Below are 26,802 nucleotides of genomic sequence, written 5' to 3' on the forward strand. Positions count from 1 at the left end.
GCGTCACCAATAATTGGATATTTCAGTGTGCCCAAAGCAGGCATTATCTACAATGACGTTAAGCCGGTAGCAAGCCGAATCGCTATCGAACTGAAACAGACATTAACCGCCGCAGGTTGGGATATCTGTGTCACATCAGCTGTCGGCGGAATCTTGGGTTATTCTACACCGGAAAGTCCCGTATGCCACACCCCAATAGAGGGACTAACACCTCCCGGATTTGATTCAGATATGAAATTTGCGGTGGTGTTAGGGGGAGACGGTACAGTTCTGGCTGCTTCTCGCTTAGTTGCTCCTTGTGGTATCCCGATTTTAACGGTCAACACCGGTCACTTGGGATTTTTGACCGAAACTTATCTCAATCAATTACCCCAAGCAATAGAAAAGTTGCTTCTGGGTGATTATGAGATTGAGGAAAGAGCGATGCTCACAATCAGAGTTTTTCGGGAAGATTATGTCATGTGGGAAGCTCTGTGCTTAAATGAGATGGTGCTGCATCGAGAACCATTGACCTCTATGTGTCATTTTGAGATAGCAATTGGTCGGCACGCAGCAGTAGACATTGCAGCAGATGGTGTGATAGTATCTACGCCGACAGGTTCTACAGCATATTCGTTGAGTGCTGGCGGTCCAGTCGTGACTCCGGGTGTACCCGTACTGCAGCTTGTACCCATATGTCCTCATTCTCTGGCTTCTAGAGCTTTGGTATTTCCAGATAGTGAACCACTTAATATCTACCCAGTGAATACTCCTCGGCTGGTGATGACTGTGGATGGTAATGGAGGGTGCTATGTTCTGCCAGACGATAGAGTTTCAGTAGAGAAGTCACCCTATTGTGCCCCGTTTGTTCGTCTCCAACCCGCAGAATTTTTCAAGATTTTACGAGAAAAACTGGGTTGGGGTTTACCACATATAGCTAAGCCTAGCTCTGTAGAATTACCCTAGGGTTATTTGGGATTTTGGATGAGTGAGGCGTTGTCTAAAAGTAGAATTTATGATTTAACTCATAAACAACGCCAGCGAGATTTGAAATTAGTGATTAAAATGACTGTATCTGTCGATTTGTATGGCAGATACTTATATGTGCTAAAACATGGTCGGTAGAACACGTGTCAAGTCAAGATTGATTGATCAGCAAAAATCCGTAAACTGCACTTCTACCAACTCAGTCAAAATCCTAAATCTAAAATAGAACATCCAAAATTAATATGACACTTGCTCATAACCCTTGTGTATTGCTAATTGAAAGCGATGAAAATCTCGCAAATCAGCTTGCTTTCGATTTGAAAGAAGCTGGTTATGATCCCATCGTGGCTCATGATGGGACGAATGGTATACAATATAGTCGCGATCGCGAACCTGCTTTAGTTGTGATTGACCGAATGCTAGCAGGAGAATCAGGACTGTCGTTATGTAAAAATTTTAGAACGACTGGAATGCGATCGCCTGTGCTAGTGCTAATGGCACGCGATACAGTGGATGATCGCGTAGCTTGCTTAGATGCTGGGGCTGATGATTACTTTCTCAAGCCTTACCGGGGTGAGGATTTTTTGAACCTGGTTCGCTTATACTTAAAACCTGAAGTCGATACTTCCGAGCACTTACGTTTTGGTGATCTCGTTTTAGATATAGCAACCCGCCGCGCCATAGTTAATGAACGGGCGATTGACTTAACAATGAAGGAATTTGACCTGCTTAAGTATATGATGGAACATCCCCGTGAGGTATTAACCCGTGAACAAATACTGGAAAATGTTTGGGGTTACGACTTTATGGGCGAGTCGAATGTGATTGAAGTCTACATTCGCTACTTGCGACTAAAAATAGAAGACGAAGGTCAAAAGCGACTCATTCAAACGGTGCGAGGTGTAGGCTATGTATTGAGAGAAACTTGAACACGAGTGGGAAGAGTCGAGCAAGTGAGGTGAATAACAAAATAAATAGCTAATGACTAAAATTTCTATGATTAATTGGCTAAGTTTGCTATCAATAGTTTTGAGCATTTTGCTAGCGGGCTGTTCTGTTCCTACACAAGCAGTTCTTCCCACGGCTACGCCTAGTTCTCAATCCCAAGCACCAATGTCTTCAAACCAAACGAAGAATGCAGGTCAACAACTACCAATTTCAGCTGTGGCGGTTGTTCCCGATGGTACAAAAATTGAATTAGAAGTCGCACAAACACCCCAACAGCAAGCGATGGGGTTGATGCATCGCCCAGCTTTACCCGATAACCGTGGAATGCTGTTTTAGTTCCCATCACCGTTCCCAGCCAGTTTCTGGATGAAGAATGTACCAGTAGCACTGGATATGGTTTTTATGCTAAATGGGAAAGTGCAGTACATTGCTGCTTCCGCACCTCCTTGCAACACCACTCCTTGTCCTACTTACGGTCCCCAGACACCAATTAATCAAGTCATAGAACTGCGTTCCGGGCGGGCTGCACAGTTGGGCTTGAAGGTTGGCGATTCTGTAAAAATTGAGTCTTTAAAATCAGGGAATATACGGTAAAAAAGATTGAGATCCTGCCCACGGGGTCTTACAGCTAAAATTTCTTTTGTCAGATTTGTGTAAATATTTATTGCATTTTTAGGAAAGAAAAGAAATTTAAGACATTCTTTAACAAGTTAAAGAATAAAAGCCTTAGTCGCCAGAATGGACTGCGTCCCGCTCCGCTAACAGTATAAATTCTGTGCGACTTGCGGCTTCAAACTTGTGTGTTAACTCAATACAAATTCTTAAAAGCTTTATTGTTCCAAGACTAGATAACTAATTTTATCCTAGATCACAAAAAATATTCCTTTTGACATACGTGTAAAGAGTAGTCAATAAGAGAATATTAGGCTAAGGAATCTTTCTTACAACAGTTGTAGCTAACTAAAGCACTGATGTAAAAAGGATAAAGTAATAAATTCATCTAAATATTGTGCGGCTTAAGACTTATAAGATAAGTTGTATGACTGTCTATTTTTGATACAAAAGCATTCCTTGAGCAACACCAGACAAACTTTCCTGAGTTATCTATTAAGCAAAGGCACAGTGATAGAAGAATTATTGGCTACTTCCAACTACACCAAAAGTGGTGAATTGAAATATAAAAATACACACCATGTGAGGAGACCCAATACAAGATGTCACCATTAACCTATTCTAGATTTATTAGCTTTTTACAGGAAGATTTGGCAATTTCTACAGCTTCCATTGCAGTCGCTTTGCGTCGCAGTGAGCAAAATCCAGGTCCTTTGCCAATGATTCTTTGGCAATATGGGTTAGTTACCATAGAACAGTTAGATAAAATATATGATTGGCTGGAAACAATATAGGAAATAATCAGCTAGTTTAGGAGTGTCGAACTGTGCTTATATATGGAGTAAGCCTGTTACAAAGGCTTGTGTCTAAAATAAAAAAGATAAAATTTAATTTATTTGTCAAGGATAGCGAGTTCATAATTCAACTCGCTTTTTTGATTGTAGATTTGTCAGACTCACGTCTGTTTAATATTGGGGAGTCGCTGTAGCTACCATCAGCCCCCACACGATATCGAAACGAACTCTAGTTGCACGGCGAATCGTAAAATTTGTAGCTGCAAGAAAGTGATGAAACTCGTCTTGGGTATAACACTGTTTATAAGCTGGGTCAAATAACTTTAATACAATGTCGCTAATTTTCCAAAAAAAATAATCTTTGCACCAATCCAGAATGACAACTTTGCCCTCAGGTTTGAGGACACGTTTCATTTCCCTTAACGCAGCTAATGGATCGTCAAAGTAATGGAACGAACTGGCTGATATCACAACATCAAAAGTGTTACTAGCAAATGGTAACGCTAACACACTCGCTGTTTGAAACCAGACTTGAGGATAAATGCTACATTTGTGTTTGGCAATCTCCAGCATCTTCTCTGAAATGTCTACTCCAACAATCTGTTGTGTTGGATATTCACTCAGTAGCAGCCGTTCAAACTCACCTGTGCCACAAGCAACATCAAGTACAGTATCTAGTGGTGAGATTTGCGCCCAGTCCTTAACAAAGGATAGTGTCTTGGAGATGTAGCTTTTCCAACGTTGATCATACACAGATGACATTTGATCATATTGTTGACGAACTCTTGTTTCTGTCATCCTGTACTTCCTGTGATGATCTATGATTTTTGCTTTCTTTAATAACCATAGCGATTCTCGTTTGAATCAAACACACAACGATGTGTAGAGACGTGACATGTCAGTCAGCGTACCTTTGGAGTTTTCCTCGTTGAGTATCGCTAACTCTCCCGTTGCGTAACGTCTCTACTATATTGCAATACAGTTCAGTTAAGAATAATTTTAGGTTAGGGTTTTTTAACCTTAATTGAATCGTATTGGGTTATTACGAACGCGAACGATAAAAAAAGTCTTGTTTGATTTACTCAGCAGCAATATTCTTAGTGTTGAGATGATTGAGCGACCAACGGTGGTCAATATTAAAAGACGATTGGCAAACTTCTTCCAGATGCTTTTGTTGTACAGCCGCTTTACGCAGGGTAATAATCAGCTGATTTACCTGATGCCGCAAACTCGGATCATTGTTAACCGCTACCATAGTTTGTCTCTCTAACAGTTGCAGTATAAGTTCGTAGTGAACAGGTGAAGGCAGAGGAATTTGCTCCATGAAATTAATATTTGATTTCAAATTTTGGACAACTCAGAAGTTGCTTGTCATTAAATGAATTGTTACACAAGCATCAACGAATTGCCTAAAGCTACAATTATTCATGGGCTAAAGGTTTACCAAAGAGGTTGGCGATCGCTTCTTCCGGATCTGGATGTTTGATTAGAGACTCTCCAATTAAAACAGCTGATGCTCCTGCTTGTTCTACTAAAATCAAATCATCTAAGTTATGTAATCCTGACTCACTCACAACCACAATATTCCTTTGCTGTAATTCCTTACCCCTTGCTGCTAAGAGTTGGCAAGTCGTTTGTACATCAACAGAGAAATCTTCCAAGTTGCGATTATTTATACCTACCAGTGAAACACCATCTATGGTTAACACGCGGTCGAGTTCTGCTAAACTATGGACTTCAATCAATGCCGCCATTTTTAAAGCTTTGGCAATTTTAACGAAGTACTGCAAATCTTGATCGCTGAGTATAGCAGCAATCAACAATACTGCATCTGCGCCTCGAACACGCGCCATGTACATTTGGTAAGGATATATGACAAAATCCTTGCATAGTAACGGTAAATCTACTTGAGCGCGGATTTTAGCTAAATTTTCAAAGCTACCAGAGAAAAACTTTTCATCTGTAAGTACCGAAATACAGCTAGCACCAGCTTTTTGATACTTTAAAGCAATCTCCACCGGATGAAAATCTTCTCGTAAAATTCCTTTACTGGGAGACGCTTTTTTAACTTCAGCAATCAAAGCTGGCTTTGTTTTGCCTTGCTGCAATGCTGCTACAAAATCACGGGATAGAGGCGCTTCAACCACCTGACGTTGCAATTCCTGCAAAGAAAGCTTTTCTCGCATTCGTTCAACTTCTTTTTCCTTATGCCAAACAATTTCTTCTAAAATATTGTTTGGCTGGGCATCAGGCGTAGCGACTTGATAGCGTACTGTGGATACAGCAATAGGTGGACTAGGTCTACAGCGACGGATTTGCATAATTAGTTATTAGTCATTAGTCATTAGTCATTAGTCATTAATTACTTGTCATTTGTCAAGTACAAAGGACAAATGACATAGGACAAATGACTAACTAGCAATTGCTCGTTTGTAAGCTTCGTCCAGCACTTCAGAAAGTGTTGGATGGGCGTGAACCAAATGAGCAAGGGTATGGACAGATTGGCGGTTGGCGATCGCCGCTGACGCTTCATGAATTAAATCAGAAGCATGTATCCCAAAGATGTGAACGCCCAGAACTTCGCCTGTGTCTTTGCGATAAATGACCTTTGCCATACCATCAGCTTCACCTTCTGCCAAAGCTTTGGAATTTCCTTTGAAGTAACTTTTCGCCGTCCCGACTTCAAATCCTTCAACGCTACCTTTTTCTTTGGCTGCGCCTTCAGTCATCCCCACATAACTGATTTCTGGATGAGTAAACGCTGCTGCCGGGATACTGTGATAATCTACTTCCTTGTGTCGCCCACAGATATTTTCTACTGCGATGATACCTTGAGCAGAAGCTGCGTGTGCCAGCATCATCTTACCGTTAGCGTCACCAATCGCCCAGAGATGAGGAACGACTTCACCAGCAGATAGCACTGCCATGCTGTCGTTGACTGGGATAAAGTTTCGACGATCAAGTTCTACACCAATAGATTCTAAACCCAGGTTCTGCGTTGCTGGAATACGTCCTGTTGCAACCAGACATGCATCGACTTCCAGTACGTCTACGTCTTCTTTGGTTTTGAAGTTGGCTAATTCAATGACGACGGGTGAACCAGGAGTGACTTTTTTGGCGTATATGCCCACATGAGTTTCAATATCACGCCCAGTGATGAGGACCCGTTCAGCAAGTTTAGCAATATCACGGTCAAATCCTGGCATCAACTGGTCTAGGGCTTCTATCATCGTGATTTCACTGCCCAAAGCTGAGTAAACATCGGAAAATTCTAAGCCGATGTAACCACTGCCAACAATTGCTACCCAATCTGGTAGTGATTCTAGCTTCACGCCTTGATCACTAGTAAACACAGTTTTGCCATCAACTTCAATACCCGGAGGAACGAAGGGTACAGAACCAGGGGAAAGAATAATATCTTTTGCCGTAATGGTTTTTTCGCCGCTGTCTGTGGTTACAGAGACTTTTTGTGTTCCTGCGATTTTACCCCAACCTCGAATGATATCGACTCCCAAGCGTTTGAGACTATTGGTTAAGTCGCCTTGTATTTTGGATACGAGATTGTTTGCATGGTTGGCGATCGCCTCTCTGTCGAATTCCACACTTCCCAGTTGAATTCCCAGCGACTTGAGATGATGGGCGTCTCTTAACTCTCGCACACGTCCAGATGCCGCCAGCAGTGCTTTAGATGGAATGCAGCCTCGGTTAACACAAGTTCCTCCCATATCCGCTGCTTCGATAATGGCTGTTTTCAAACCACAGCTAACTGCGTGTAAGGCAGCCCCGTGTCCGCCTACTCCAGCGCCTACAATGACTAAATCGTAATCAAATTCATGACTCACGTTAGTTTCCCCGTGTGCTTCCGCCTATTTATTCTGAGATTGACCAAGCAATCAGTCTAAGTTTCTTAATTTTAGGCTCTTGTCACTCGCTTCGCTCAAATTCAAAATTCAAAATATGTCCTATGTCCAGAGGACACGCTGCGCGAACAAAGTTCAAAATTAAGAACCACCAAAATAAATGGAGTGTAAACCGCCTGGCAGTCATGTTATTAAGTAGCATTAAGATGGACTTTGTACTTTCATTTACAAGATGTAGGATTCAACCAAGAACCATGAGGTGTCGTAGTAGGTGCTTGTGCGACCAAAATCACATCGCCATTACTATCCAGCACCCACCCTTGTGCTTCTACAATCTCATCCGGTGGATATTTGACATCTTTCCTTTTTTGTGAATTGTTTCTACTTCTCTGCCTTTGTGTTTCTGTGCTTGAAGTATCTGAAGGATTATTTGTATCCTCTCCCAAAGACACCCAATCTACCTGCACATTGTTGCTTCTAAGAATTTCCCTAGGGTTAGGTGGTATGCCACCGCGTCCGGTGATGATAAACTCACTTTGATTTTGCGTGACACCTGCATCACATCCTTGTGCCAATCTTGGTTCTTTTGGTTCCACAGGTAAGTTGATTAATCCACCGTTGACATCAACTTCAGGTGTATTGATATTTACTACGCCGTTTAAAGTCGGATTGGTTTGAGAAATTGCCGTGATATCGTTTGTAAGTAGGTTTTGTGGGTTGAGTTTTGTTGGGTCGTTGGTTTCTAATTGTCTTGCCAAGTCTTCTCGACTACGCAGTGCTATGCCAAAAAGACCAGTAGCGTTGATTTGGATTTTGCCACCAGAACCTGTGAAAGCATTGCTAGTGATGTTACTGTTTTCTTTTGGTTTGGCGACAATAAAGCCATTAGGAGCATTGATGAAAATATTACCGCCATCGCCAATAGCCTGTACTTTGCCTGCATTGGTGGATATTTGACTGTTGCGGCGTAGCAGTAATAAATCCCGCACTTGTAGGTTAATATTTCCGCCTTGACCAGTATCAGTTTCAGATGTAATTTTGCCTTGATTATCCAGAAGTATTGAGCGAGCATTGATATTGAGTTCGCCCGCTTTTCCTAGGTTCAGTGGATTCCCCAGGTAAATATAATTCTTCAGAGCTTCACTGCTTACAGTTACTGTAGCCTTGTCCTGAACAATCAATTGTCCTGTGGTGATTGTCAATTTTCCTGCATCGGCAGAACCTATAGTCGTAGCATACAAACCACTAGCTCTACCATCCGGTAAGGTTCCAACAATTTCTACAGACTTAGAAGCATTAACAATCAAACGACCTCCTTGTCCTGTAGCTGGTATTAATTCTTTAGGATTTAACGGGTTTTGCCTTCCACTAGAATCAGCTGTGACCTTTGCCCCATCTTGAATACGCAATCTCCCAGTATTGATTATTAAGTCACCCGCCTTACCAGCAGCAAAAGTGGAACTAGACAATAGACTGGCATAAGTTTTACTAGTAATTGGTTCGGTATAACTACCAATTAGTTGTACAGACTCGGAGGCATTTACAGTCAAATTTCCCCCTGCACCCTCACCTGATGTAGCGTTAAAGAGTTGTGCACCATCCCGCACAATTAATTTCTCAGTAGTAATCGTTAAGTCTCCACTATCTCCAACACCTGTAGTTCCAGCTAGCAAGGTTACAATGTGACCACTCAATTCTACGGTTTTTCCTTGCACTTGAATAGAACCACCCCCATCTTTACCATAAACATCTACAATAGATGGAATCCTAGAACCGTTAGTTGTCACGGAGGTAAGTTGAATGTTCTGCAAAGTCTGGACACCCTCATAGCCCATTGTCCAACCTTGTTTTATTGGGTTCAAACTGACGAAACTATTACCTGCGACACTCCCTAGCTCAATTCGTCCGCTTTTTGCCAACAAACTTCCGCCTTCTAGCGTTACATCACCGCCTATAAGTGCCAAAGTTTTGCCTATAGCTACTTGTAAACCAGCAGGTTCCTCAAAAAAATTAGTTGCGCCATCTGGATTTGCTTGAGATTGATTACGGATGGGTGCTGCTGTTGCGCCAAATTGTAAGCCAATAGGAACATTGACTGTTAGCAGCGGTGTGGTTTGGGGATTTGTGGCACTAAACTTAGTACCATCGGCAAAGTTCAAACTACTTGCGGTGCTTGCTACAAATGAACCCCCAATATTTAACGAGGCATTGGGACCAAAAATAATACCGTTAGGATTGATTAGAAACAGGTTGGCTGAACCGTAAGCGTTAATAGTACCATCAATATTAGAGAAAGATTTACCCGTTACCCGGCTAATTATGTTTTGAATCTCTGCCGCATTGTTAAAGGAAGCCGTAGTCCCAGCAGGTACAGAAAACTGCTCGAAACTGTGAAAAAGATTATTTCCCGCTCGGGTTCCACCTTCAATAGTTCTGATGTTATCTTGTGTTGTAACGCGAGAATTATTAGGTAGAGTTGCATCTGGAATGATTTGGGCAATAGCACAGTTTGCACACAACAGGTTGATACCACCTATGGCCATTCCTAGTCCTTTAAACCAATTCCGAAGAGAACTCATCCCAGATATTGGACTCCTTTACGCAAAGTAGCTGTTACTGAATATATAGTGACACTACATCATTCTGTGAACTATATCAATATACAGCAAAATTCAGAAGTCAGAAGTCAGAAGTAAGAAGTAAAAATAGCTTTGTGTCTGGCTTTTAGACAAGAGCGTTGTACCTCAATCACTTGCAATACGCTGTAAGATTTTTTTCATTCTTCCTAAAGCTGAGATCATGCACAATATTATCAACTTAATTTTTGAGATCCAAAACTAGTGATTTGAGAATGACAACAAAACTTAATAATTTTTACCCGAGAATATACTTTCTCGGGTTTTGTTACTTGGGATATGCTTAATTAGTTGAGCTTCTAATCTTTAGGTTGATAGGATTGCTATACAGTTTACTATTAACAACAACCCCCCGAACACCAAACACAATCCACCATGACAAGCTCGTCGCCTGGAATTGCTTGCAAAGCATTTTTAATTTCCTGAACTACAGTAGCATCATCAGATTGAACGTTTTTCAGATCGAGCATACACTGAAATTTTAGGACATTACCTTCCATTAAACCGTATTTTTTGCATATCTCTAATAACTTAGGGTTATAAAGAGCCTCTATTACTGCTTGTTGAAACTCTTGTGTGAACTGATTTAAATTTGTAGAACTCATGTCTTTTTCTTCTCCTTCAAAATTGATAAATTGGTGAACTGTTATTACACAACTCACTGCGTGCTGTGCTATACCCGAAGGGATAACTAATAGGAAAACAGTTAACACTAAAAGCTTTTGCCCTTTAGCTTTCTTGTCTTCCTTCTACTTTTTTATAGGAGCAAGTCAAATTAACTTATGCACTGGGTGAAGAAAAAATTGAAGCGATCTTTTTTCTTCACCCCTAAATAGGTGGTCGTCATCAAACAGAAAATGCTTAGTTTTTAGGAAAGAACTGGCAGCATATCCATCTTAGTGATAGGTTTATCTTTGCTTGTGGTGCGATCGCCAATATTCCTCTTCCTTAAGAAACCACAGTAGGTGCTTCATTAATGACTTGGAAGGTACAGGACTGCTATATCTTGTGAAGTACTGAACTTCTATCTAGGTCTTAGATATAGCAATGACAAGACAGAAAAAAGCAATGGCGATCGCCAAAAGACCCAATTCTTCTGGTTTATGAGTCGTAAGCACATATGTACTGGGAACTTTCACCTATTACTATCGTCAATTGACACCAATGCAGGTCAATAGCATTTTGCGATATCGCACACAGAGGAGAGGAGCTTGCACAAGGTTAACCGTATAGTTTTAGTATTTATTTACGCGGTAATCAATAAACTCAGGAGTGAGAGCCAAGAAGCATATATGATCCATAGCTAACAAGTCCGGCAGGTGGAAACTGATGTCATTTTTGGCAAACATTTCTTATCTTTTTTTGAAGAAAATAGCTATTCAGAATCTGTATTGGGAGTCAAAAGTTGGTAACTTTTGGATTGTGTTGAGTTTGACAGCCGACTGTGGATTCATGTATTCATCTGTATAGACCCAGAATACTTTGTATTGCCGGGTTTACGGTTTGCCTTGCTTGCCCGAAGCAGTTCGGGTTTAGGGGGGTAGGACGTGCTGAAGAATCGATATGCCCAAAGGAAGTCGCCCAAAAGGCAGTCGCAGTTGAGTAAACAGGGACAACAATTTCCACAATTCCAACTTTTTGATTTGAGTGGTGACTTTTTCGCCAACAATATTAGGCAAAATGAGTAATACCCAATGGAGCTGCAATCTTATGGACTTGTATGGAGATGCCTTAAACATCCTCAAGGAAACGAGTCGGACTTTCTACATTCCAATCATCAAGTTACCACTGGGCTTGCAAGAAGCAGTCGCATCAGCGTACTTGTGTTTGCGAGCCATTGATGAAATTGAGGATCATCCAGAACTAGATAACTTTACTAAAGCAAAGCTGTTACGAACAATTAGCTTGACATTACAAGCAGGGTGTGATGGCTTTGCCATCGATGCTTTCTATAAAGGATTTCACTCACATGAACATCTCCTACCCGAGGTTTCTCTGCGGATTCGAGAATGGGCAATTCTTGCACCTGCAACCATTGCTCCTCGGATTTGGGATGCGACTGCGGCAATGGCAGATAGAATGGCTTACTGGGCCCAAAACGATTGGAAAATCCGTAGCGAGTCCGATTTAGATCGTTACACGTTTGGAGTTGCTGGTGCCGTTGGCTTGATGCTCTCAGATTTATGGGCTTGGTACGATGGGACACAGACAAACCGTATTCATGCAATTGGGTTTGGTCGTGGTTTACAGGCTGTGAATATCATCCGGAACCACACTGAGGACTTAGTGCGTGGAGTGGACTTCTTTCCAGAGGGCTGGAGTGCAGAAGATTTGCATCATTATGCCCGTCGCAATTTGACGCTGGCAGATGCATACATTAGCGCTCTTCCTCCGGGTCCTGCTTTGGACTTTTGTCAAATTCCCTTAACCTTAGCTTATGGCACCCTTGATGCTCTTGCCAATGGTAAAAGTAAACTCAGTCGCAGTGATGTTCTTGCACTACTGGAGCAATTTACTAACACCAGTAAATAAAACACCTGTTGTCAAGCTTTTCGCTTATGGAAAGTTCCACGGCTGTTTACATCCACCCATACCTCAATAAACTATCAACTATGTTTATTTAGGTCTGACTAACCGTCCACAGGTTCTACTTAACACTACTCCTCACACTTACTCACACACCTCAACCCGCATCGCGCATCTGTATCTTTACAGTCAGCTGTGCAGCGTTTACACCAACTGAACAACTGTTCTTATAGGACTAGAAATACCAACGTTGCAAAATTATTTTTTCTTATAGACCTCTGGATGATATTCAAAGATATACTCAGCCACAGTAATGTTTTTGCACTCATTGCATGATTGAGTACTCAGTTTTTCTGATAATTTCGATTGCTACAGACTATATAAAACCTTGCAATTGACTGTATTGCCTTACTTAAAAAAAGGAGAAATATTTCGTGAAAAAAACCCTTTTTCTTAGTCCTCCTTCCTTTGATGGATTTGACGGTGGTGCAGGTTCCCGATACCAAGCCAAGCGCGAAATTACCTCATTCTGGTATCCTACATGGCTAGCACAGCCCGCCGCACTCGTCCCTGGAAGTAAGCTTGTAGATGCTCCTCCACATAATCAGACTGTGGAAGATGTGCTGAAAATCGCCAAAGATTACGAACTGATTATCATGCACACCAGCACACCCTCTCTGGCAAATGATGTGGCATGTGCTCTTGCAATCAAAGAACAAAACCCTGATGTACAAATTGGTTTTGTTGGGGCGCACGTCGCTGTCTTACCAGAGGAAACGCTGCGTGACAACCCTGTGATAGATTTTGTGTGTCGCAACGAATTTGACTACACCTGTCAGGAGTTGGCACAAGACTTATCTTGGGATCAGATTAAGGGACTCAGCTACCGAGATAAAGACGGTAACTTACACCACAATGCTGAGCGTGACTTGATCCACGATTGGGATGTGATGCCTAGCGTACTACCAGTCTACGGGCGTGACTTAGATATTACGAAATATTTCATAGGATATCTACTACATCCTTACGTGTCATTTTACACTGGACGTGGATGCCCAGCCAAATGTAGCTTCTGCCTCTGGCCTCAAACAATTGGCGGTCACCAGTACCGTACCAAAAGCCCAGAAGCAGTTGGGCGAGACATGGAAGAAGCCAAAGCCATCTTTGGTGACAAGGTGCAGGAATATATGTTTGATGATGACACCTTCACAATTGACAAGCAGCGGGCCATCGCCATCAGCCAACACATGAAACGGCTCAAGCTCACTTGGAGCTGTAACGCCCGCGCCAACTTAGACTACGATACTCTCAAGCAACTGCGTGACAACGGCTTGCGCCTGTTGCTGGTAGGATTTGAATCAGGTAACCAGCAAGTTCTCGACGGGATCAAGAAAGGGATTAAGTTAGAGGTGGCGCGGAAGTTTATGGAAAATTGCCATAAACTCGGCATTACCGTACACGGTACATTCATCATCGGCTTGCCAAACGAAAGTCAACAGACAATTGAAGAAACAATTCGTTTTGCTTGCGATGTTAGTCCGCATACCATCCAAGTTTCTATCGCCGCCCCTTATCCTGGAACTGAACTTTATCGACAAGCTCAGACTAACGGTTGGTTTAGCGATAATTCGCTAGTCGCCTCATCCGGGATTCAAATGTCTACACTGCAATATCCGAACCTCTCGGGCGCCCAAATTGAGGATGCAGTCGAGCAGATGTATCGTCGCTTCTACTTTCGACCCAAAGCCATTATCCCGATTGTCGGCGAAATGTTGACTAATCCTCAGATGCTAGTGCGTCGCCTGCGTGAGGGACGCGAATTTTTCTCTTACCTAAAAGAGCGTCATACACAAGCGGCTGCTAAAGAGCAATCGGTTGTGAGTGGTTAGTTAGGTTATAGAATAGTTAGCGTACTGCCTTTTTATCCTAAAGAGTGGACTGTCTCACCACGGCATTGTCCTCTCTAACGTACTGGCTTGGGTACACGAGCCTGGACGCCTTATGACAACTAACAAATAAATTGTTGCCATATTCTTATGATGAAACTTGGAAGCGAAGAACACAAAGAGCTTTTTTGCCGCAGCTTCATCGAAAGCCACCTGGAGTTTGAGCCAGAAAAGCTCTCTTGGCCCGTTCTGGATAGCGTAGCTCTCGAACGCATACGGAGTATTCCCTTTTGGAAAGAAGCTCTCAGTACAGAGCGACAGGCTGGGGCGATGGTCAGCGCCTTTGCAGCAACAATCAGTGATCCCCTGTTGCGAGAGGCGATCGCCCTTCAAGCGATGGAGGAAACCCGCCACTCCCGACTGATTGAGTTTTTGATCAATCATTACGATATTCAAATTTCTCAACCTCCTGAGCCAGCGCTCCCTAGTAATATCAAAACTGCCTTCATTGACTTTGGCTTTGGGGAATGCCTCGATTCTTTCTTAGCCTTTGGATTGTTTGGAATTGCCCGCCAGGCTAACTATATGCCTGAAGCAATATTCGACATTTTCGATCCAATTCTTAACGAAGAAGCGCGACATATTATGTTCTTTGTGAATTGGGTAACTTACCAACAAATCCATGAAGGTCGTAGGGCGAATTGGTTACGCGGGTTTCATGCTGTTTGGCATTACTACAGAGCGCTGCAAGATAAAATCAAAGCCTTTGGTGGCTCAGATGAAGACAAACAGGAGGCTTTCACTGCCACTGGGGCTATGAACTTCACGGACAATTTGACTCCGGAACTGTTTTTATCTACTTGCCTTCAAGAAAACGCCAAACGGATCAGCGTTTTTGACCAACGCCTTCTCCACCCGCAACTGTTACCTAGACTTGCCAAAATCGCCCGACGCATTATCAGACTGACGCCTCAGCGACAGTCCAACTCAACCCCCCAGTTGTTGGAACAATAAATCAGAACTTATGCAGGCTCAGAAATTCGCCATTATCAATGGTGATGACTTCGGCTTTTCACATGGCGTTAACCAAGCAATTATCAAAGCCCACAAAGAAGGAGTACTGACGAGTACCAGCTTAATGGATACAGGTGAGGCATTTGATAAAGCGGTTGATTTAGCACAGGCTCACCCCACCCTAGGAGTAGGTTTGCACTTGGTTCTGGTGTGTGGTCGAGCTGCACTGCCACCCTCACAAATCCCTCACTTGGTTGATGATACAGGTAACTTTCCATACAGTCCGGAAAAAAGCGGGTTGCGCTATCAGTTCAATCGGTCAACTCACGAGGAATTGCAGCGAGAAATCCGTGCTCAATTAGAAAAATTTTGCTCTACTGGGTTGCGCCTTTCCCATGTAGATGGGCATTTGCATATGCACATGCATCCGTTGGTACTGCGTATCCTAGTTGAGCTAGCGGATGAATTCGGCATTCGGGTTATCCGTCTTCCTCATGAAGAACTGGGAATGAACCTGCGGCTTGAGCGTCGGAACTTACTCACTAAACTAGTTTGGGCGGCTGTGTTCGGTGGACTGCGCCGCTATGGTGAGGGGTTGCTGAAATCAAAGGGCATTGGTTTTGCTGAGCGCGTTTACGGGTTGCTTCAAACTGGTTCTGTGACTGAGGAATACTTGCTTGGTCTCATACCCCAAATTCAGGCAAACCTAGTAGAGATTTATTGTCATCCAGCGATCGCCATAGCTGGCGAACCGCTGAATGGTCCATCAGGGGCAGGTGAGGCAGAACTCGCGGCTACCTTGAGTGGGCAAGTGGGTAAAATGCTGACTGTTAAGGGATTTGAATTGACGAATTTTGATCAACTTCTAAGAAACACGCTTAACAGGGTTGGGTGAAACCATGACAAAACAGAACTTTCTTCCCCTACGAGTACGGTTGAAGCAGTCTCAGCGATGTGATTAAACGCATGGCACGAGAAAAGCTACCCAGGAATGAGTAGCTATCTCGTTGCTTTGTCTACAAATTAACTTGCGGCTTCAAACCCCTAAGTTGTTCGTATCCTTTGCAAGACAATGAAGCTTAGAAAGACGATGATCCCAATGGTTGTGGCAAGTATTTGTACCAAAGTCATATTTTGTAGTCTCATTGCCAACACGTTGCAAATCAAAGCAATTGACCAAAGAGTCAGCGCAGCATGGCGTTGAGACAAGCCCCAAGCTAATAAGCGGTGGTGCAAGTGGTCTTTCCCAGGTGTACTAAGAGGGTTTTTCCCCGCCATCAAGCGTCGGATAAACACTTGAGTGGTATCGAGTACTGGCAACAGTAAAAACAGAACTGGTGCGAGGAGAGAGACAGCCGTGGGTGCTTGGAGATTACCTAAAATACTTGTAGCAGCTAGTACATAACCAAAAAAGTAGGCTCCGGCATCACCCATAATAATCCGCGAAGGGTGGAAGTTGTGGCTCAAGAAGCCCAACGCCCCCCCTGCCAATGCTGCTAGAACTAACGTCGCTGCCGCACGGTTGGGAACCTGAGCTGAAACTGCTAATAAACTTATAGCGGTGATAAAGCTTACTCCTCCCGCCAAACCGTCCATGCCATCCATTAAGTTGATAGCATTTGTGATTCCAACTACCCACAATACTGTTAGTATTACTGATAGTGTCGAGTCGATGGGAGTTCCAAAAGAGAATTCAATGGTAATACGATTAGCAACTAACAATAAAGCTGTCAGTATCTGAATTAACAATCGAACCAGAGGGGGTAAGCCAAATTGGTCATCAATAAAGCCCACAAGAACCAGTATCGAGCCCCCTAGAAGAATCGTCTGTACCTCAGCCAGTACTCTTTCGAGTTCTATAGGTCGTAAGAGACTGGCTAATACCACGGCAGCAATCACTCCTGCATAAATAGCTAGACCTCCTGCATTAGGTAAAGGTTCTCGGTTCAGCCGTCGCGCATTCGGTTGGTCAGCCCAACCTACTCGCAGGGCAAACTTGCGGACTGCTGGAATCAAGCGCCAAGTGACAGTACCAGCTAAAAGAAATGTAAATACTACCGCTAACCAGCCGGAACCGTTAGGGTCAGCAATACCGAGGGAACGAAGGGAGCTGTGTATATTCATCTCCCGATTTAACCATTAGTGTTAGTGTCGATAAGCATCAATTGTATGTTAGTGAATTTTTTCCTAACTATCTGTAACTTCATAAGAAGTTGCTTCTAATATAGAGTCATTCTGTGAAGATAAAGTGTCGGAGTAAGGGCGTAACACCTTACGTCTGTGCTGGAGTGGGGTGTAGAGTAGAAAGATTATTTTTTATTTTGTCTTTTAAAATTTAAATTGTCACTGGTCTTTAGTCCACAACTTCAACTAGTTCCCCAAGGACTTATGCAGCGCTAAATTGTTCCAAGGCAACTAACTGCAAAGTGGCTGCATTTGATTTCACTCATAATGCTTAGGCACTCTCCTCCTCAGGGCGTAGCCGTGCTGTAGGCATAGCGTTTAGGATATATCCGAAGGATGATTTGATCAAGAACCCAGAAGTCAGAATTCAGGAGCGGAACGCTGGATAGCTCCGCACCCGGAGTCAGAATCAATTAACATTGAGCTGCGTCGAAACGTTGGATAGGGGATTTAAACCGTTCGGCTGACGCTCACGGCAAAAGCCCCAACCCGATGTCGCCACCCCCATTGATGGTGGTGATTTAAACCCCCTACTGATCTGCGCGTCGCTACTATACTCATTCTGACTTCTGAGTCCTGATTTAGTGAGTTCTTTTTTTAAAGTGATTAGCACTCTTGGCCAGTGAGTGCTAAATTGTCTATTGGAAGCGCACGAGAGTACATAAAACATGGCAAAAATTGTTGCATTTAATGAAGATTCGCGGCGGGCTTTAGAACGAGGCATCAACGCTCTTGCCGATGCGGTGAAGATTACCTTAGGACCAAAAGGTCGCAATGTTCTTTTGGAGAAAAAATTTGGGGCACCCCAAATTGTTAACGATGGTATCACCGTTGCCAAAGAAATTGAACTAGAAGATCCCTTAGAAAACACTGGCGCAAAACTGGTTCAGGAAGTGGCGTCAAAAACTAAAGATGTGGCTGGGGATGGTACCACCACAGCTACTGTGTTGGCGCAAGCGTTGATCAAAGAAGGTTTGAAGAATGTTGCCGCAGGTACCAACCCTATAGCCCTGAAGCGGGGAATTGACAAAACCGTCGAGGCGTTGGTGCAGGAAATTGCAGCAGTAGCTAAGCCAGTAGAAGGTGCGGCGATCGCTCAAGTTGCGACAGTCTCAGCTGGGAACGACGAAGAAGTCGGTCAGATGTTGGCTGAGGCGATGGAAAAAGTCACCAAAGACGGTGTTATCACCGTTGAAGAATCTAAATCCTTAACAACGGATTTAGAAGTTGTAGAAGGGATGCAGTTAGACAGGGGTTACATCTCCCCCTACTTCATCACCAACAACGACCGGTTGACGGTAGAATTTGAAAACGCTCGCATTTTGATTACTGATAAGAAAATCAGCAACATCAGCGAGTTAATTCCAGTTTTGGAAAAGGTCGCCCGTTCCGGTCAACCTTTGTTGATTATTGCTGAAGATGTGGAAGGTGAAGCTTTAGCAACTTTGGTTGTGAACAAAGCACGGGGAGTGCTTGCTGTCGCCGCTATCAAAGCCCCTGGATTTGGTGATCGCCGCAAAGCATTGTTGCAAGATATTGCTATTCTCACCGACGGACAGTTGATTTCTGAAGAAATTGGCTTAACCTTGGATACCGCTTCTTTGGAAACCCTGGGAACTGCGCGGAAAATCACAATTGACAAAGAAAACACCATCATCGTTGCTGCTGGTGACAACACAAAAGCGGACGTGCAAAAGCGAATTGGTCAAATTCGTAAACAACTAGAAGAAACCGATTCAGACTACGATAAAGAAAAACTCCAAGAGCGCATTGCTAAACTAGCTGGTGGAGTTGCGGTGATAAAAGTGGGTGCGGCAACAGAAACCGAACTCAAAGATCGCAAACTGCGGATTGAAGATGCTCTTAATGCTACCAAAGCGGCTGTGGAAGAAGGTATCGTTCCTGGTGGTGGAACAACACTGATTCATTTGGTGAAAAAAGTACAAGAGGTTAAAAACACTCTTGAGGCAGAAGAACAGATTGGCGCTGATATTGTGGCGCGAGCGCTCGAAGCCCCCTTGCGTCAAATTGCAGATAATGCTGGCGTTGAAGGGTCGGTTATTGTCGCCAGAGTGCAAGACACTGATTTCAACATCGGTTACAACGCCGCTACTGGAGAATTTGAGGACTTGATTGCTGCTGGTATTATTGATCCTGCAAAAGTAGTGCGTTCAGCTATCCAAAACGCTGCTTCCATCGCTGGAATGGTTTTAACCACTGAAGCAGTCGTGGTCGAAAAACCTGAGAAGAAACCCGCAGGTGGTGCGCCTGACATGGGCGGTATGGGCGGCATGGGCGGCATGGGCGGCATGGGCGGCATGGGCGGCATGGGCGGCATGGGCATGATGTAGTTCTGTTGACCATATAAATGTCACCCTTGGTGGGCACTGCCCACCTTTTTTGTTTAACCACTGAGTGATCGCCCGTATACGCCCAACCAAGCTGAGTCCTGCGGACACGCTACGCGAACGCTTGGTTCCCTGAACGAAGTTCAGGGGAGGCACTTCGTGCCTCGGGCGTAGGGCGCGCCTTGCGATCATGGTCGAAAAACTTGCTATGCCAAAATTGGACTTTATCATTAAGACTAATTAATTTCCCCTATACCCCTATTCCCTTACCCCCCTTTTTCTTGACATACTATTTATTTAGTAAAGTAAATGACAAAATTAGCACTTGCACACGCAGCTATGTTGATGATTTAATAGCCATGTCCAAAGCTAACTCATCGCTAATTTCATGTCATTTTTTACCAGAGTCTTGCCTTGAACCACAACTTGTGATAAGTACATTACACATTCTGGATATTAGACTGAAGATAGGACATAGTGTTAGTGCTATGTTCTTAGGGCTAATTCCGCCAAATGTTAAATAGGAGAATATATGGAACCAATTATTGCCATAGTCTTAGTGCTTATAGGGTATGCATTAGGATCGGCAAAGCTTATTAATCAGGGAAATGAAGCTTTGGTTGAACGTTTGGGGCAGTATCATCGCAAACTGAAACCAGGACTCAACTTTATTGTTCCCTTGCTTGATCAAATTGTCATGGAGGACACGACCCGAGAGCAAGTTTTAGACATCAAGCCTCAAAATGTAATCACCAGAGATAATATCTACTTGGAAGTGGATGGAGTTGTTTACTGGCGCGTCACAGATATAGAGAAAAGCTTTTACGAAATTGACGACTTGCAGCAAGCACTAACAAACTTGACTACAACTACGCTTAGGGAAATCATTGCCCAGAATACCTTGGAAGAAACCAACGCCGCCAGAGCAAGCATGAACACTGCCTTGCTGGCTCAGTTGAATGAGACAACGGCGCAGTGGGGAGTTGGAATTCTGCGGGTAGATATTCAGAGTATTACACCACCCGAAAGTGTTCGCAAATCAATGGAAGAGCAACGAGCTGCTGAAATTAGTAGCCGTGCTGAGATTTTAGAAGCAGAAGGGCGACGCGCAGCCGCAATTAAGAAAGCAGAAGGAACAAAAACCTCAATGCAGATCATTTCTGAAGCTTTACGTTCTAATCCTGAAAGTAAGGAAATTCTGCGGTATCTTGTGGCTCAAGATTACATCAATGCCAGCTACAGACTGGGTGAAAGCGAGAATGCCAAAGTTGTGTTCGTAGATCCAGGCAAAGGTGGTGAGATGATGGATTTGATTTCCCAAATGACATATGGCGAAGAACATGTCAACAATGGTGAAAATGGTTCTACTTAGTCTGATGGCTGGACTTGCGAAGATTGTCGGAAAATTGCATCAGCAACCAATGATACATCGCGCATTTCTTTAATATCGTGAACTCGCATGATATCAGCACCATTAAAGATAGCAGCACAACATGCAGCTGCTGTTCCCCAGACTCGTGCTTTCGGATCTGGCTGATTTAAAATACGACCAATGAAACTTTTACGAGATGCTCCTACTAAAATAGGACACTTAAGTTGACGCAATTGGGGTAAGCGGCGCAAAATTTCTAAATTTTGCTCATAGTTCTTGGCAAAGCCAATCCCTGGATCGATGATAATTTTTCTTTCGTCAATACCTACAGCAATAGCTGCAGCGATTTGCTTTGCCAAAAAACTATAAATCTCTCCCATCAAATCTTGATAATCAGTGAATTGTTGCATTGTTTGCGGGTTTCCCCGGATGTGCATTAATATAATAGGCACATTGATCCTTGCCACTGTCAGTAACATTTCTGGGTCTAAGGTACCCCCGGAAATGTCATTAACTATATCTGCACCTGCTTCTACAGCAGCCTGGGCAACAGCTGCCCTTGTTGTGTCTACAGAAATTGGCACTGGTATCTCTTTTCGCAGTATTTGCAATACTGGCAGAACTCGGTTAAGTTCTTGTGCAAGAGTGATTTGCTCTGCCCCTGGTCGAGTTGATTGACCACCGACATCGATAATATCTACACCACCTGCTACCATTGCTTGTGCTTGTGCTAAAGCAGCAGTGACTGTATTGAATTCGCCACCATCACTGAAACTGTCAGGTGTGACATTTAGAATCCCCATGAGATATGTTCGCTGTCCCCACTCAAAACAGCGTTCTCGAATGATTAAATTGGGTGTCATAAGATTCGCACTCTACAACTCGTTCCTAGGCTCAGCCTAGGAACGCTTGACTAGAGGCTCCGCCTCCAGATTTCAAAATGACTTTTGCGATTTTTACGTGAGACAGAGTCTGACTGTATGCATTCCCTGGCTCAGCCAGGGAACGAGAGCAACCAGAGAAGCCAGGGAACGAGAGGACTTTGGTTACTGAACATTCACTTATAATTCACAAGTCTGGCGAAACTTGCGGGTTCTAAACTTGCTCCTCCCACCAGAACGCCGTCAATTTCCCTTTGAGCCATGATTTCGTCTATATTATTCGGCTTTACCGAACCACCGTATTGAATTGGCACATTAGGATTGGTCAATTGATTGCGAATTATACCGATGACACGATTGGCTTCCTTGGTTTCACAAGTGTCACCAGTGCCGATCGCCCAAATCGGTTCATAAGCAATAACCAAATTCTCCTGATCAATATCCACAAGGTCTTTTTCGAGCTGGTTGATAATCAGTGATTCTGTTTCCAGCGCATCTCGTTGTTGTTTGGTTTCACCTACACATAGAATAGGCGTAAGACCAAACTTTTGAGCAGCTTTGAGGCGCAGGTTGACGGTGTGATCAGTTTCACCAAAGTATTGCCGGCGTTCGCTGTGACCGACAATAACATAGCGCACACCAATCTCGGTGAGCATAGGTCCAGAAATTTCACCCGTGTAGGCTCCACTCCCTTCCCAGTGAATATTTTGCGCCCCCAATTGTATACGACTTCCATGCAAACTCTTGGAAAAAACGCTTAAATCAGTGAAGGGGACGCACAATACCACTTCTCGGTCTTGAGGAGTTTCGCCCAAGCTGGGCAGAAATCCTTTTAAAAACTCCAGGGATTCTGCCTGGGTTTTGAACATTTTCCAATTACCGGCAATAACTATTTTTCGCACAGGTGATTTCGTCAAGAACTATAACGCTACTACATGCATTTTTCAGTTTATGACTTTAAGGGGTCATCACGAAAGATGAACATCACTACTGTCTATTTACTGTTGTAGATTCTGCCATTTTTCACGATGTGGTCGTTGTCGCTTCATGAACGTAATGATAGTAGACGAGATATACATAAAAATATAGATATGACTCCAACATTACCCTTACCCGAGCCACATCGTAATGATTCGCCCAACAGTAGCGAAAACTCTCTCAATTGGGACGAACAGCTAGATAGTGCGATTTTTACTTTTGAAGATATTCAAGCAGAACTCAACTATAAACAAGCGCGAACCGCACTGCGAAATTTGGTAGATAAGCTTGATCTGACTCAAGAGGAAAAAGACGGACTGGAGATGCAAATTGGTGATTTGGAAACAATGCTGTTGAAATTAGAACGCATGGTAGTTCAGATAGCCGCCTTTGGTATGGTGGGACGAGGCAAATCATCTCTACTCAATGCTTTGGTAGGGCAACCAGTATTTGAAACTGGTCCCTTGCATGGTGTCACGCGCAATTCTCAAACAGCAAATTGGACTATCACAGAAGAAGAGATTGGGGAAACACAACGTGCTTTGCGAGTGACTCTACCGGGAAGTGGTGAATCTCAAGTGGAATTGATTGATACCCCAGGATTAGACGAAGTTAATGGTGAAACCCGCGCCACACTAGCACAACAGATCGCAAAACAGGCGGATTTGATTTTGTTTGTCGTTGCTGGCGATATGACGAAAGTTGAACATGATGCACTTTCCCAATTGCGGGAAGCGGGTAAACCTATTTTGCTGGTGTTTAACAAAACAGACCAGTATCCTGAAGCAGATCGCATGGCAATTTACGAAAAAATTCGGGATGAAAGGGTACGAGAATTACTTTCACCTGATGAAATTGTGATGGCTGCAGCATCGCCATTGGTGAGGAGAATGGTTCATCGTCCCGATGGTACCAGGGGTGTGCAGCTCAGTACAGGAGAAGCCCAAGTTGAAGAACTGAAGCTGAAAATTTTGGAAATTCTACATCGTGAAGGCAAAGCTTTGGTCGCCCTCAACACAATGCTTTATGCTGACAACGTTAATGAGCAGTTGGTGCAGCGAAAACTTAAGATTCGAGATATCAGTGCCAATCAGTTGATTTGGAAAGCGACGATGACTAAGGCAATGGCGATCGCCTTCAATCCTGTGATGCTAGTAGATGTTCTTGCTGGTGCGGTGATAGACATTATCCTGATTCTAGGCTTATCAAAACTTTATGGCATTCCCATGACCGAAACCGGAGCCGTAAAATTATTACAAAGAATTGCCTTGAGTATGGGTGGTATCAGTGCCAGTGAACTCTTGGCAAATTTGGGCTTGAGTTCGCTGAAAACATTACTTGGTCTGTCTGCACCTGCGACTGGGGGTGCTTCCTTGGGTGCCTATGTGTCAGTAGCACTAACTCAAGCGGGTGTAGCAGGCGTTTCTTGCTATGGTCTTGGGTATGTGACCAAAGCATACTTAGCCAATGGGGCAAATTGGGGACCGAATGGTCCTAAAGCTGTGATTAGTCACATTTTGGCAACCCTTGATGAAGGTTCAATTCTCAACCGGATTAAAGATGAATTGCGATTAAAGATAAAAGCTAAAACATAAAAGAACACAATAATACAGCAGAATAGAGGCGTCAGCAGTCAGAGCAAGCATTTAAACTTAAGGGGTGGACGCGGGATTATCTAGCAGGATGCGCACACTGTAGTCGTCAAGTTGTGATTAACTTCTTTGCGAAACGACCTGTTGAAAAGAAGTTGTTCCAATTTGTTTGGTGGGAGCTTCAGAAATTCCTCTAAAGTGAGGGGTTGAGCAGTTGTGGCTGTCATGGCTCCAAAAATTCGGTGTTGTGTTCTTAATTCTAACAACACGGGAGTTTCCTCGCTCATTTAAAGCGCGATGGCGCAGAGCGCCCGCTTCGCGATCGCCCTAAAGGGGTGGCATAAAATTAAGTCATCCTAAAAATGATACCTTCGCCAAAATGAGGTATCACAAAAACACGGCAAAATCATACGATTTGAAATTATACACAGTTATGCAACCTGATTTACAAGGTTTATATATTACACAAGACGACTTAAAACAAATAGCTGGTCTGGGTCGTAGAGATTTGAAAGCTCATGAAACATTAAAATACCCAGGTAAGGCTCCCTTATTACTTTTAGGCGCGTATACAGAGCAAATATTGTTTTTTGGCTGGGGATTAATTCCAATTGCTTACTTAGTTAAGTGGAAATGGTTTAGAGAACGTCAGAGAAATATTCTCAGACAAATTGATGGTTATAATGCAGTGTTAAAAGCAATAGATATTAATGACCAGCTAGAAGCGGCTGGAAACCAAGGAGTCAGTTTAACTGATAGAGAAAAAGCCATTGACGTTTTAAAAATCACAAGAGCCAATTTAGTTTGTGCGTTAAAAACAGAGCGTATTTTGAGGAAAAATAAGGAATTTATTACTCGAAATATGGAACTTTTGGAGAGCAATGTCACTGCTATGCAAGGCATAAAATTCAGCCATGAGGCGAGAGAATACGCACAACGAGTTGATGATGCTTTGCAAATTGCACAACAGGTACAAGTAGAAATCAGAAAGCTAGAAGAAGATAAAACCAATGAACAGTGATAACTGATAAATGTCTACAAAAAGATAAAGATAACCTTGGTCAAATCAATTAGTTGTAGAAAAAGACTTATGCAAGATGAAACGCCCTCACCCCCAACCCCCTCTCCCAATGGGCTATCCATTACCCGCATCTTTCTCAACATTTATACAACGCCGTTAAAATATGCCAAAAACATTGATAGGTATAGTTTTTGAGAGAAGAGAATATTTGCGGGTAATAGTGCATCATGGAAAAATGCGCTTCAGTTGAATTAAAACAGGCATATTTAGGAGACACAGGACGAAACAAGCGTCTAGTAAGGATCCTAGAAGACTTGGGAGCACAACCTACGCAGTAGCGTACCTTAAGCGTGTGGAAACATAGCCGCAACCACCGCAGCATACGATTTTTGGAACTCATCCGGACACGCGGGAGTGTGGAAGCCTCGGAGGAACAAGCACGTAGTGCTGTATTCCGTTCTTTAGACCGCGGTTCTTCGTTTTTGATAAGTGTTTATCCGGACCTTATAGAATATCGAGTCTTAATTAACTCTCCAAAATCCCGCTAGATTCGCTTATCTACGGTATCCGCCATTATTATATCTGTCATTTCCGCCGTATCCGCCGTATCCGTCATTATATCTGTCATTTCCGCCGTATCCGTCATTATATCTGTCATTTCTGTCGTATCTGTCGTCTTGGCGTTCGCGTAGCCGCTGCTTTGCAGCATCGCTGACTGCGAACTCTGCTCGACAGCCATTTCTTACCCAAATACGGTTTCTGCGATAACCCCAATTTCCTCTACAACTAGCATCAGACAATTGCCTGACAAATCTTACTCTGCTTCCTCTACCTACCTCACAAGTATTCCTATCATTACCACGACTTTCACAAGTTATTGTGTCTCGCGCAGAAGCTGGTGAAGCGTTAAAAACCGTACCTAAACTAACGGTGGTAACCATCAAGGTGGCAGCTATTATTGGTAAACGAATGCTCATATTAAATGTTGAATCTCTTTTAGAATAAAAAACTAACTATACTAATTATTCCAAATTTGTAAAAAGACTTGCCTATATCTCAAGTCATAAAATTTAGTATCCTAAACACTTTCAACAAATCACTGAACACAACGACCGCGCTCAGTGCATCGCAGTGAACAGTAAACAGTTAACAAAAGAAACAGATCCGTATTTTCTGTTGTAACT

At 43.3% G+C, this 26,802-nt stretch carries 22 protein-coding genes and 1 pseudogene; 13 read left to right on the forward strand and 10 right to left on the reverse strand.

All coding sequences use genetic code 11. From position 1 onward, the window contains the following. Positions 1–27: 27 nt before the first annotated feature. The 4 genes and pseudogenes from AC5590_RS03110 to AC5590_RS03125 all read left to right on the forward strand — a co-directional run bounded on the left by AC5590_RS03110 (position 28) and on the right by AC5590_RS03125 (position 3,320). Positions 28–945: an NAD(+) kinase gene (locus AC5590_RS03110; protein ID WP_169262997.1), complete on the forward strand. Its 918-nt coding sequence runs from the start codon at positions 28–30 to the stop codon at positions 943–945. A gap of 263 nt (positions 946–1,208) precedes the next feature. Next, positions 1,209–1,895 (forward strand): response regulator transcription factor NblR, encoded by a 687-nt coding sequence (gene nblR / locus AC5590_RS03115; protein ID WP_169262998.1) that lies wholly within the window; start codon positions 1,209–1,211, stop codon positions 1,893–1,895. 67 nt (positions 1,896–1,962) lie between these two features. Beyond that, positions 1,963–2,508, forward strand: a pseudogene (locus AC5590_RS03120) (DUF192 domain-containing protein). Positions 2,509–3,128: 620 nt separating this feature from the next. Next, the gene (locus AC5590_RS03125; RefSeq protein WP_169262999.1) at positions 3,129–3,320 is read left to right on the forward strand and encodes a DUF2949 domain-containing protein; all 192 of its coding nucleotides are present in this window, start codon (positions 3,129–3,131) and stop codon (positions 3,318–3,320) included. A gap of 171 nt (positions 3,321–3,491) precedes the next feature. Here the strand turns inward: AC5590_RS03125 and AC5590_RS03130 are convergent, their stop codons facing one another. The 6 genes from AC5590_RS03130 to AC5590_RS03155 all read right to left on the reverse strand — a co-directional run bounded on the left by AC5590_RS03130 (position 3,492) and on the right by AC5590_RS03155 (position 10,421). Beyond that, a complete protein-coding gene (locus tag AC5590_RS03130; protein WP_169263000.1) occupies positions 3,492–4,118 on the reverse strand; it encodes a class I SAM-dependent methyltransferase in 627 nt (208 codons plus the stop codon). 280 nt (positions 4,119–4,398) lie between these two features. Continuing rightward, positions 4,399–4,644, reverse strand: coding sequence for a DUF5340 domain-containing protein (locus AC5590_RS03135; protein ID WP_169263001.1), 246 nt, complete (start codon positions 4,642–4,644; stop codon positions 4,399–4,401). A gap of 97 nt (positions 4,645–4,741) precedes the next feature. Further along, complete coding sequence (gene trpC, locus AC5590_RS03140; protein ID WP_169263002.1) at positions 4,742–5,641, reverse strand: indole-3-glycerol phosphate synthase TrpC; 900 nt, start codon at positions 5,639–5,641, stop codon at positions 4,742–4,744. Between the two features lie 90 nt (positions 5,642–5,731). Next, the gene (lpdA, locus tag AC5590_RS03145) at positions 5,732–7,162 is read right to left on the reverse strand and encodes a dihydrolipoyl dehydrogenase (protein ID WP_169263003.1); all 1,431 of its coding nucleotides are present in this window, start codon (positions 7,160–7,162) and stop codon (positions 5,732–5,734) included. Positions 7,163–7,401: 239 nt separating this feature from the next. Beyond that, the gene (locus AC5590_RS03150; protein WP_169263004.1) at positions 7,402–9,759 is read right to left on the reverse strand and encodes a two-partner secretion domain-containing protein; all 2,358 of its coding nucleotides are present in this window, start codon (positions 9,757–9,759) and stop codon (positions 7,402–7,404) included. Between the two features lie 395 nt (positions 9,760–10,154). Next, on the reverse strand, positions 10,155–10,421 hold the full coding sequence (locus AC5590_RS03155; protein ID WP_169263005.1) for a hypothetical protein: 267 nt from the start codon (positions 10,419–10,421) through the stop codon (positions 10,155–10,157). A 1,105-nt stretch (positions 10,422–11,526) separates the two neighbouring features. Between AC5590_RS03155 and AC5590_RS03160 the strand changes: the two genes are divergently transcribed. From AC5590_RS03160 to hpnK, 4 genes are all read left to right on the forward strand, one after another. Further along, a complete protein-coding gene (locus AC5590_RS03160; RefSeq protein WP_169263006.1) occupies positions 11,527–12,348 on the forward strand; it encodes a squalene/phytoene synthase family protein in 822 nt (273 codons plus the stop codon). A 428-nt stretch (positions 12,349–12,776) separates the two neighbouring features. Next, positions 12,777–14,231 (forward strand): hopanoid biosynthesis associated radical SAM protein HpnJ, encoded by a 1,455-nt coding sequence (gene hpnJ, locus AC5590_RS03165; protein WP_169263007.1) that lies wholly within the window; start codon positions 12,777–12,779, stop codon positions 14,229–14,231. Between the two features lie 147 nt (positions 14,232–14,378). Further along, positions 14,379–15,242: a ferritin-like domain-containing protein gene (locus AC5590_RS03170; RefSeq protein WP_248277113.1), complete on the forward strand. Its 864-nt coding sequence runs from the start codon at positions 14,379–14,381 to the stop codon at positions 15,240–15,242. A gap of 10 nt (positions 15,243–15,252) precedes the next feature. Then, on the forward strand, positions 15,253–16,137 hold the full coding sequence (gene hpnK, locus AC5590_RS03175) for a hopanoid biosynthesis-associated protein HpnK (RefSeq protein WP_169263008.1): 885 nt from the start codon (positions 15,253–15,255) through the stop codon (positions 16,135–16,137). A gap of 149 nt (positions 16,138–16,286) precedes the next feature. On the opposite strand, the gene AC5590_RS03180 is transcribed toward hpnK, so the two are convergent. Then, entirely contained in the window at positions 16,287–17,366 is a 1,080-nt protein-coding gene (locus AC5590_RS03180; protein ID WP_169263009.1) for an MraY family glycosyltransferase, read from the reverse strand. Positions 17,367–18,094: 728 nt separating this feature from the next. Here AC5590_RS03180 and groL point away from each other — a divergent pair. Both groL and AC5590_RS03190 read left to right on the forward strand, forming a co-directional pair. After that, positions 18,095–19,777, forward strand: coding sequence for a chaperonin GroEL (gene groL, locus AC5590_RS03185; protein WP_169263010.1), 1,683 nt, complete (start codon positions 18,095–18,097; stop codon positions 19,775–19,777). Positions 19,778–20,306: 529 nt separating this feature from the next. Then, entirely contained in the window at positions 20,307–21,146 is an 840-nt protein-coding gene (locus tag AC5590_RS03190; protein WP_169263011.1) for an SPFH domain-containing protein, read from the forward strand. Here AC5590_RS03190 and folP read toward each other — a convergent pair. Together folP and tpiA are read right to left on the reverse strand one after the other, a co-directional pair. Continuing rightward, positions 21,143–22,009, reverse strand: coding sequence for a dihydropteroate synthase (gene folP / locus AC5590_RS03195; RefSeq protein WP_169263012.1), 867 nt, complete (start codon positions 22,007–22,009; stop codon positions 21,143–21,145). The two genes, AC5590_RS03190 and folP, sit on opposite strands and share 4 nt — an antisense overlap. 194 nt (positions 22,010–22,203) lie before the next feature. Further along, a complete protein-coding gene (gene tpiA / locus AC5590_RS03200; RefSeq protein WP_169263013.1) occupies positions 22,204–22,929 on the reverse strand; it encodes a triose-phosphate isomerase in 726 nt (241 codons plus the stop codon). Positions 22,930–23,118: 189 nt separating this feature from the next. On the opposite strand from tpiA, the gene AC5590_RS03205 reads away from it, so the two are divergent. The 3 genes from AC5590_RS03205 to AC5590_RS03215 all read left to right on the forward strand — a co-directional run bounded on the left by AC5590_RS03205 (position 23,119) and on the right by AC5590_RS03215 (position 25,956). Continuing rightward, on the forward strand, positions 23,119–24,600 hold the full coding sequence (locus tag AC5590_RS03205) for a GTP-binding protein (protein WP_169263014.1): 1,482 nt from the start codon (positions 23,119–23,121) through the stop codon (positions 24,598–24,600). 430 nt (positions 24,601–25,030) lie between these two features. Further along, a complete protein-coding gene (locus tag AC5590_RS03210; RefSeq protein WP_169263015.1) occupies positions 25,031–25,618 on the forward strand; it encodes a hypothetical protein in 588 nt (195 codons plus the stop codon). Positions 25,619–25,845: 227 nt separating this feature from the next. Then, positions 25,846–25,956, forward strand: coding sequence for a transposase DNA-binding-containing protein (locus AC5590_RS03215; protein ID WP_169263016.1), 111 nt, complete (start codon positions 25,846–25,848; stop codon positions 25,954–25,956). A 216-nt stretch (positions 25,957–26,172) separates the two neighbouring features. Here the strand turns inward: AC5590_RS03215 and AC5590_RS03220 are convergent, their stop codons facing one another. After that, positions 26,173–26,595 carry a DUF3011 domain-containing protein gene (locus AC5590_RS03220; protein ID WP_169263017.1) on the reverse strand — a complete coding sequence of 141 codons (423 nt, stop codon included), beginning with the start codon at positions 26,593–26,595 and terminating at the stop codon, positions 26,173–26,175. Positions 26,596–26,802 lie beyond the last annotated feature (207 nt).

The sequence above is a fragment of the Brasilonema octagenarum UFV-OR1 genome (assembly GCF_963888615.1).
Classification (GTDB): domain Bacteria; phylum Cyanobacteriota; class Cyanobacteriia; order Cyanobacteriales; family Nostocaceae; genus Brasilonema; species Brasilonema sennae.

Bases quoted from the DNA above. Each gene is read 5' to 3' on its own strand.
- nblR (WP_169262998.1), top strand. From the start codon at position 1,209: ATGACACTTGCTCATAACCCTTGTGTATTGCTAATTGAAAGCGATGAA.
- AC5590_RS03125 (WP_169262999.1), top strand. From the start codon at position 3,129: ATGTCACCATTAACCTATTCTAGATTTATTAGCTTTTTACAGGAAGAT.
- AC5590_RS03130 (WP_169263000.1), bottom strand. From the start codon at position 4,118: ATGACAGAAACAAGAGTTCGTCAACAATATGATCAAATGTCATCTGTG.
- AC5590_RS03135 (WP_169263001.1), bottom strand. From the start codon at position 4,644: ATGGAGCAAATTCCTCTGCCTTCACCTGTTCACTACGAACTTATACTG.
- trpC (WP_169263002.1), bottom strand. From the start codon at position 5,641: ATGCAAATCCGTCGCTGTAGACCTAGTCCACCTATTGCTGTATCCACA.
- AC5590_RS03150 (WP_169263004.1), bottom strand. From the start codon at position 9,759: ATGAGTTCTCTTCGGAATTGGTTTAAAGGACTAGGAATGGCCATAGGT.
- AC5590_RS03155 (WP_169263005.1), bottom strand. From the start codon at position 10,421: ATGAGTTCTACAAATTTAAATCAGTTCACACAAGAGTTTCAACAAGCA.
- AC5590_RS03160 (WP_169263006.1), top strand. From the start codon at position 11,527: ATGGACTTGTATGGAGATGCCTTAAACATCCTCAAGGAAACGAGTCGG.
- AC5590_RS03170 (WP_248277113.1), top strand. From the start codon at position 14,379: ATGATGAAACTTGGAAGCGAAGAACACAAAGAGCTTTTTTGCCGCAGC.
- hpnK (WP_169263008.1), top strand. From the start codon at position 15,253: ATGCAGGCTCAGAAATTCGCCATTATCAATGGTGATGACTTCGGCTTT.
- AC5590_RS03180 (WP_169263009.1), bottom strand. From the start codon at position 17,366: ATGAATATACACAGCTCCCTTCGTTCCCTCGGTATTGCTGACCCTAAC.
- groL (WP_169263010.1), top strand. From the start codon at position 18,095: ATGGCAAAAATTGTTGCATTTAATGAAGATTCGCGGCGGGCTTTAGAA.
- AC5590_RS03190 (WP_169263011.1), top strand. From the start codon at position 20,307: ATGGAACCAATTATTGCCATAGTCTTAGTGCTTATAGGGTATGCATTA.
- folP (WP_169263012.1), bottom strand. From the start codon at position 22,009: ATGACACCCAATTTAATCATTCGAGAACGCTGTTTTGAGTGGGGACAG.
- AC5590_RS03205 (WP_169263014.1), top strand. From the start codon at position 23,119: ATGACTCCAACATTACCCTTACCCGAGCCACATCGTAATGATTCGCCC.
- AC5590_RS03210 (WP_169263015.1), top strand. From the start codon at position 25,031: ATGCAACCTGATTTACAAGGTTTATATATTACACAAGACGACTTAAAA.
- AC5590_RS03215 (WP_169263016.1), top strand. From the start codon at position 25,846: ATGGAAAAATGCGCTTCAGTTGAATTAAAACAGGCATATTTAGGAGAC.
- AC5590_RS03220 (WP_169263017.1), bottom strand. From the start codon at position 26,595: ATGAGCATTCGTTTACCAATAATAGCTGCCACCTTGATGGTTACCACC.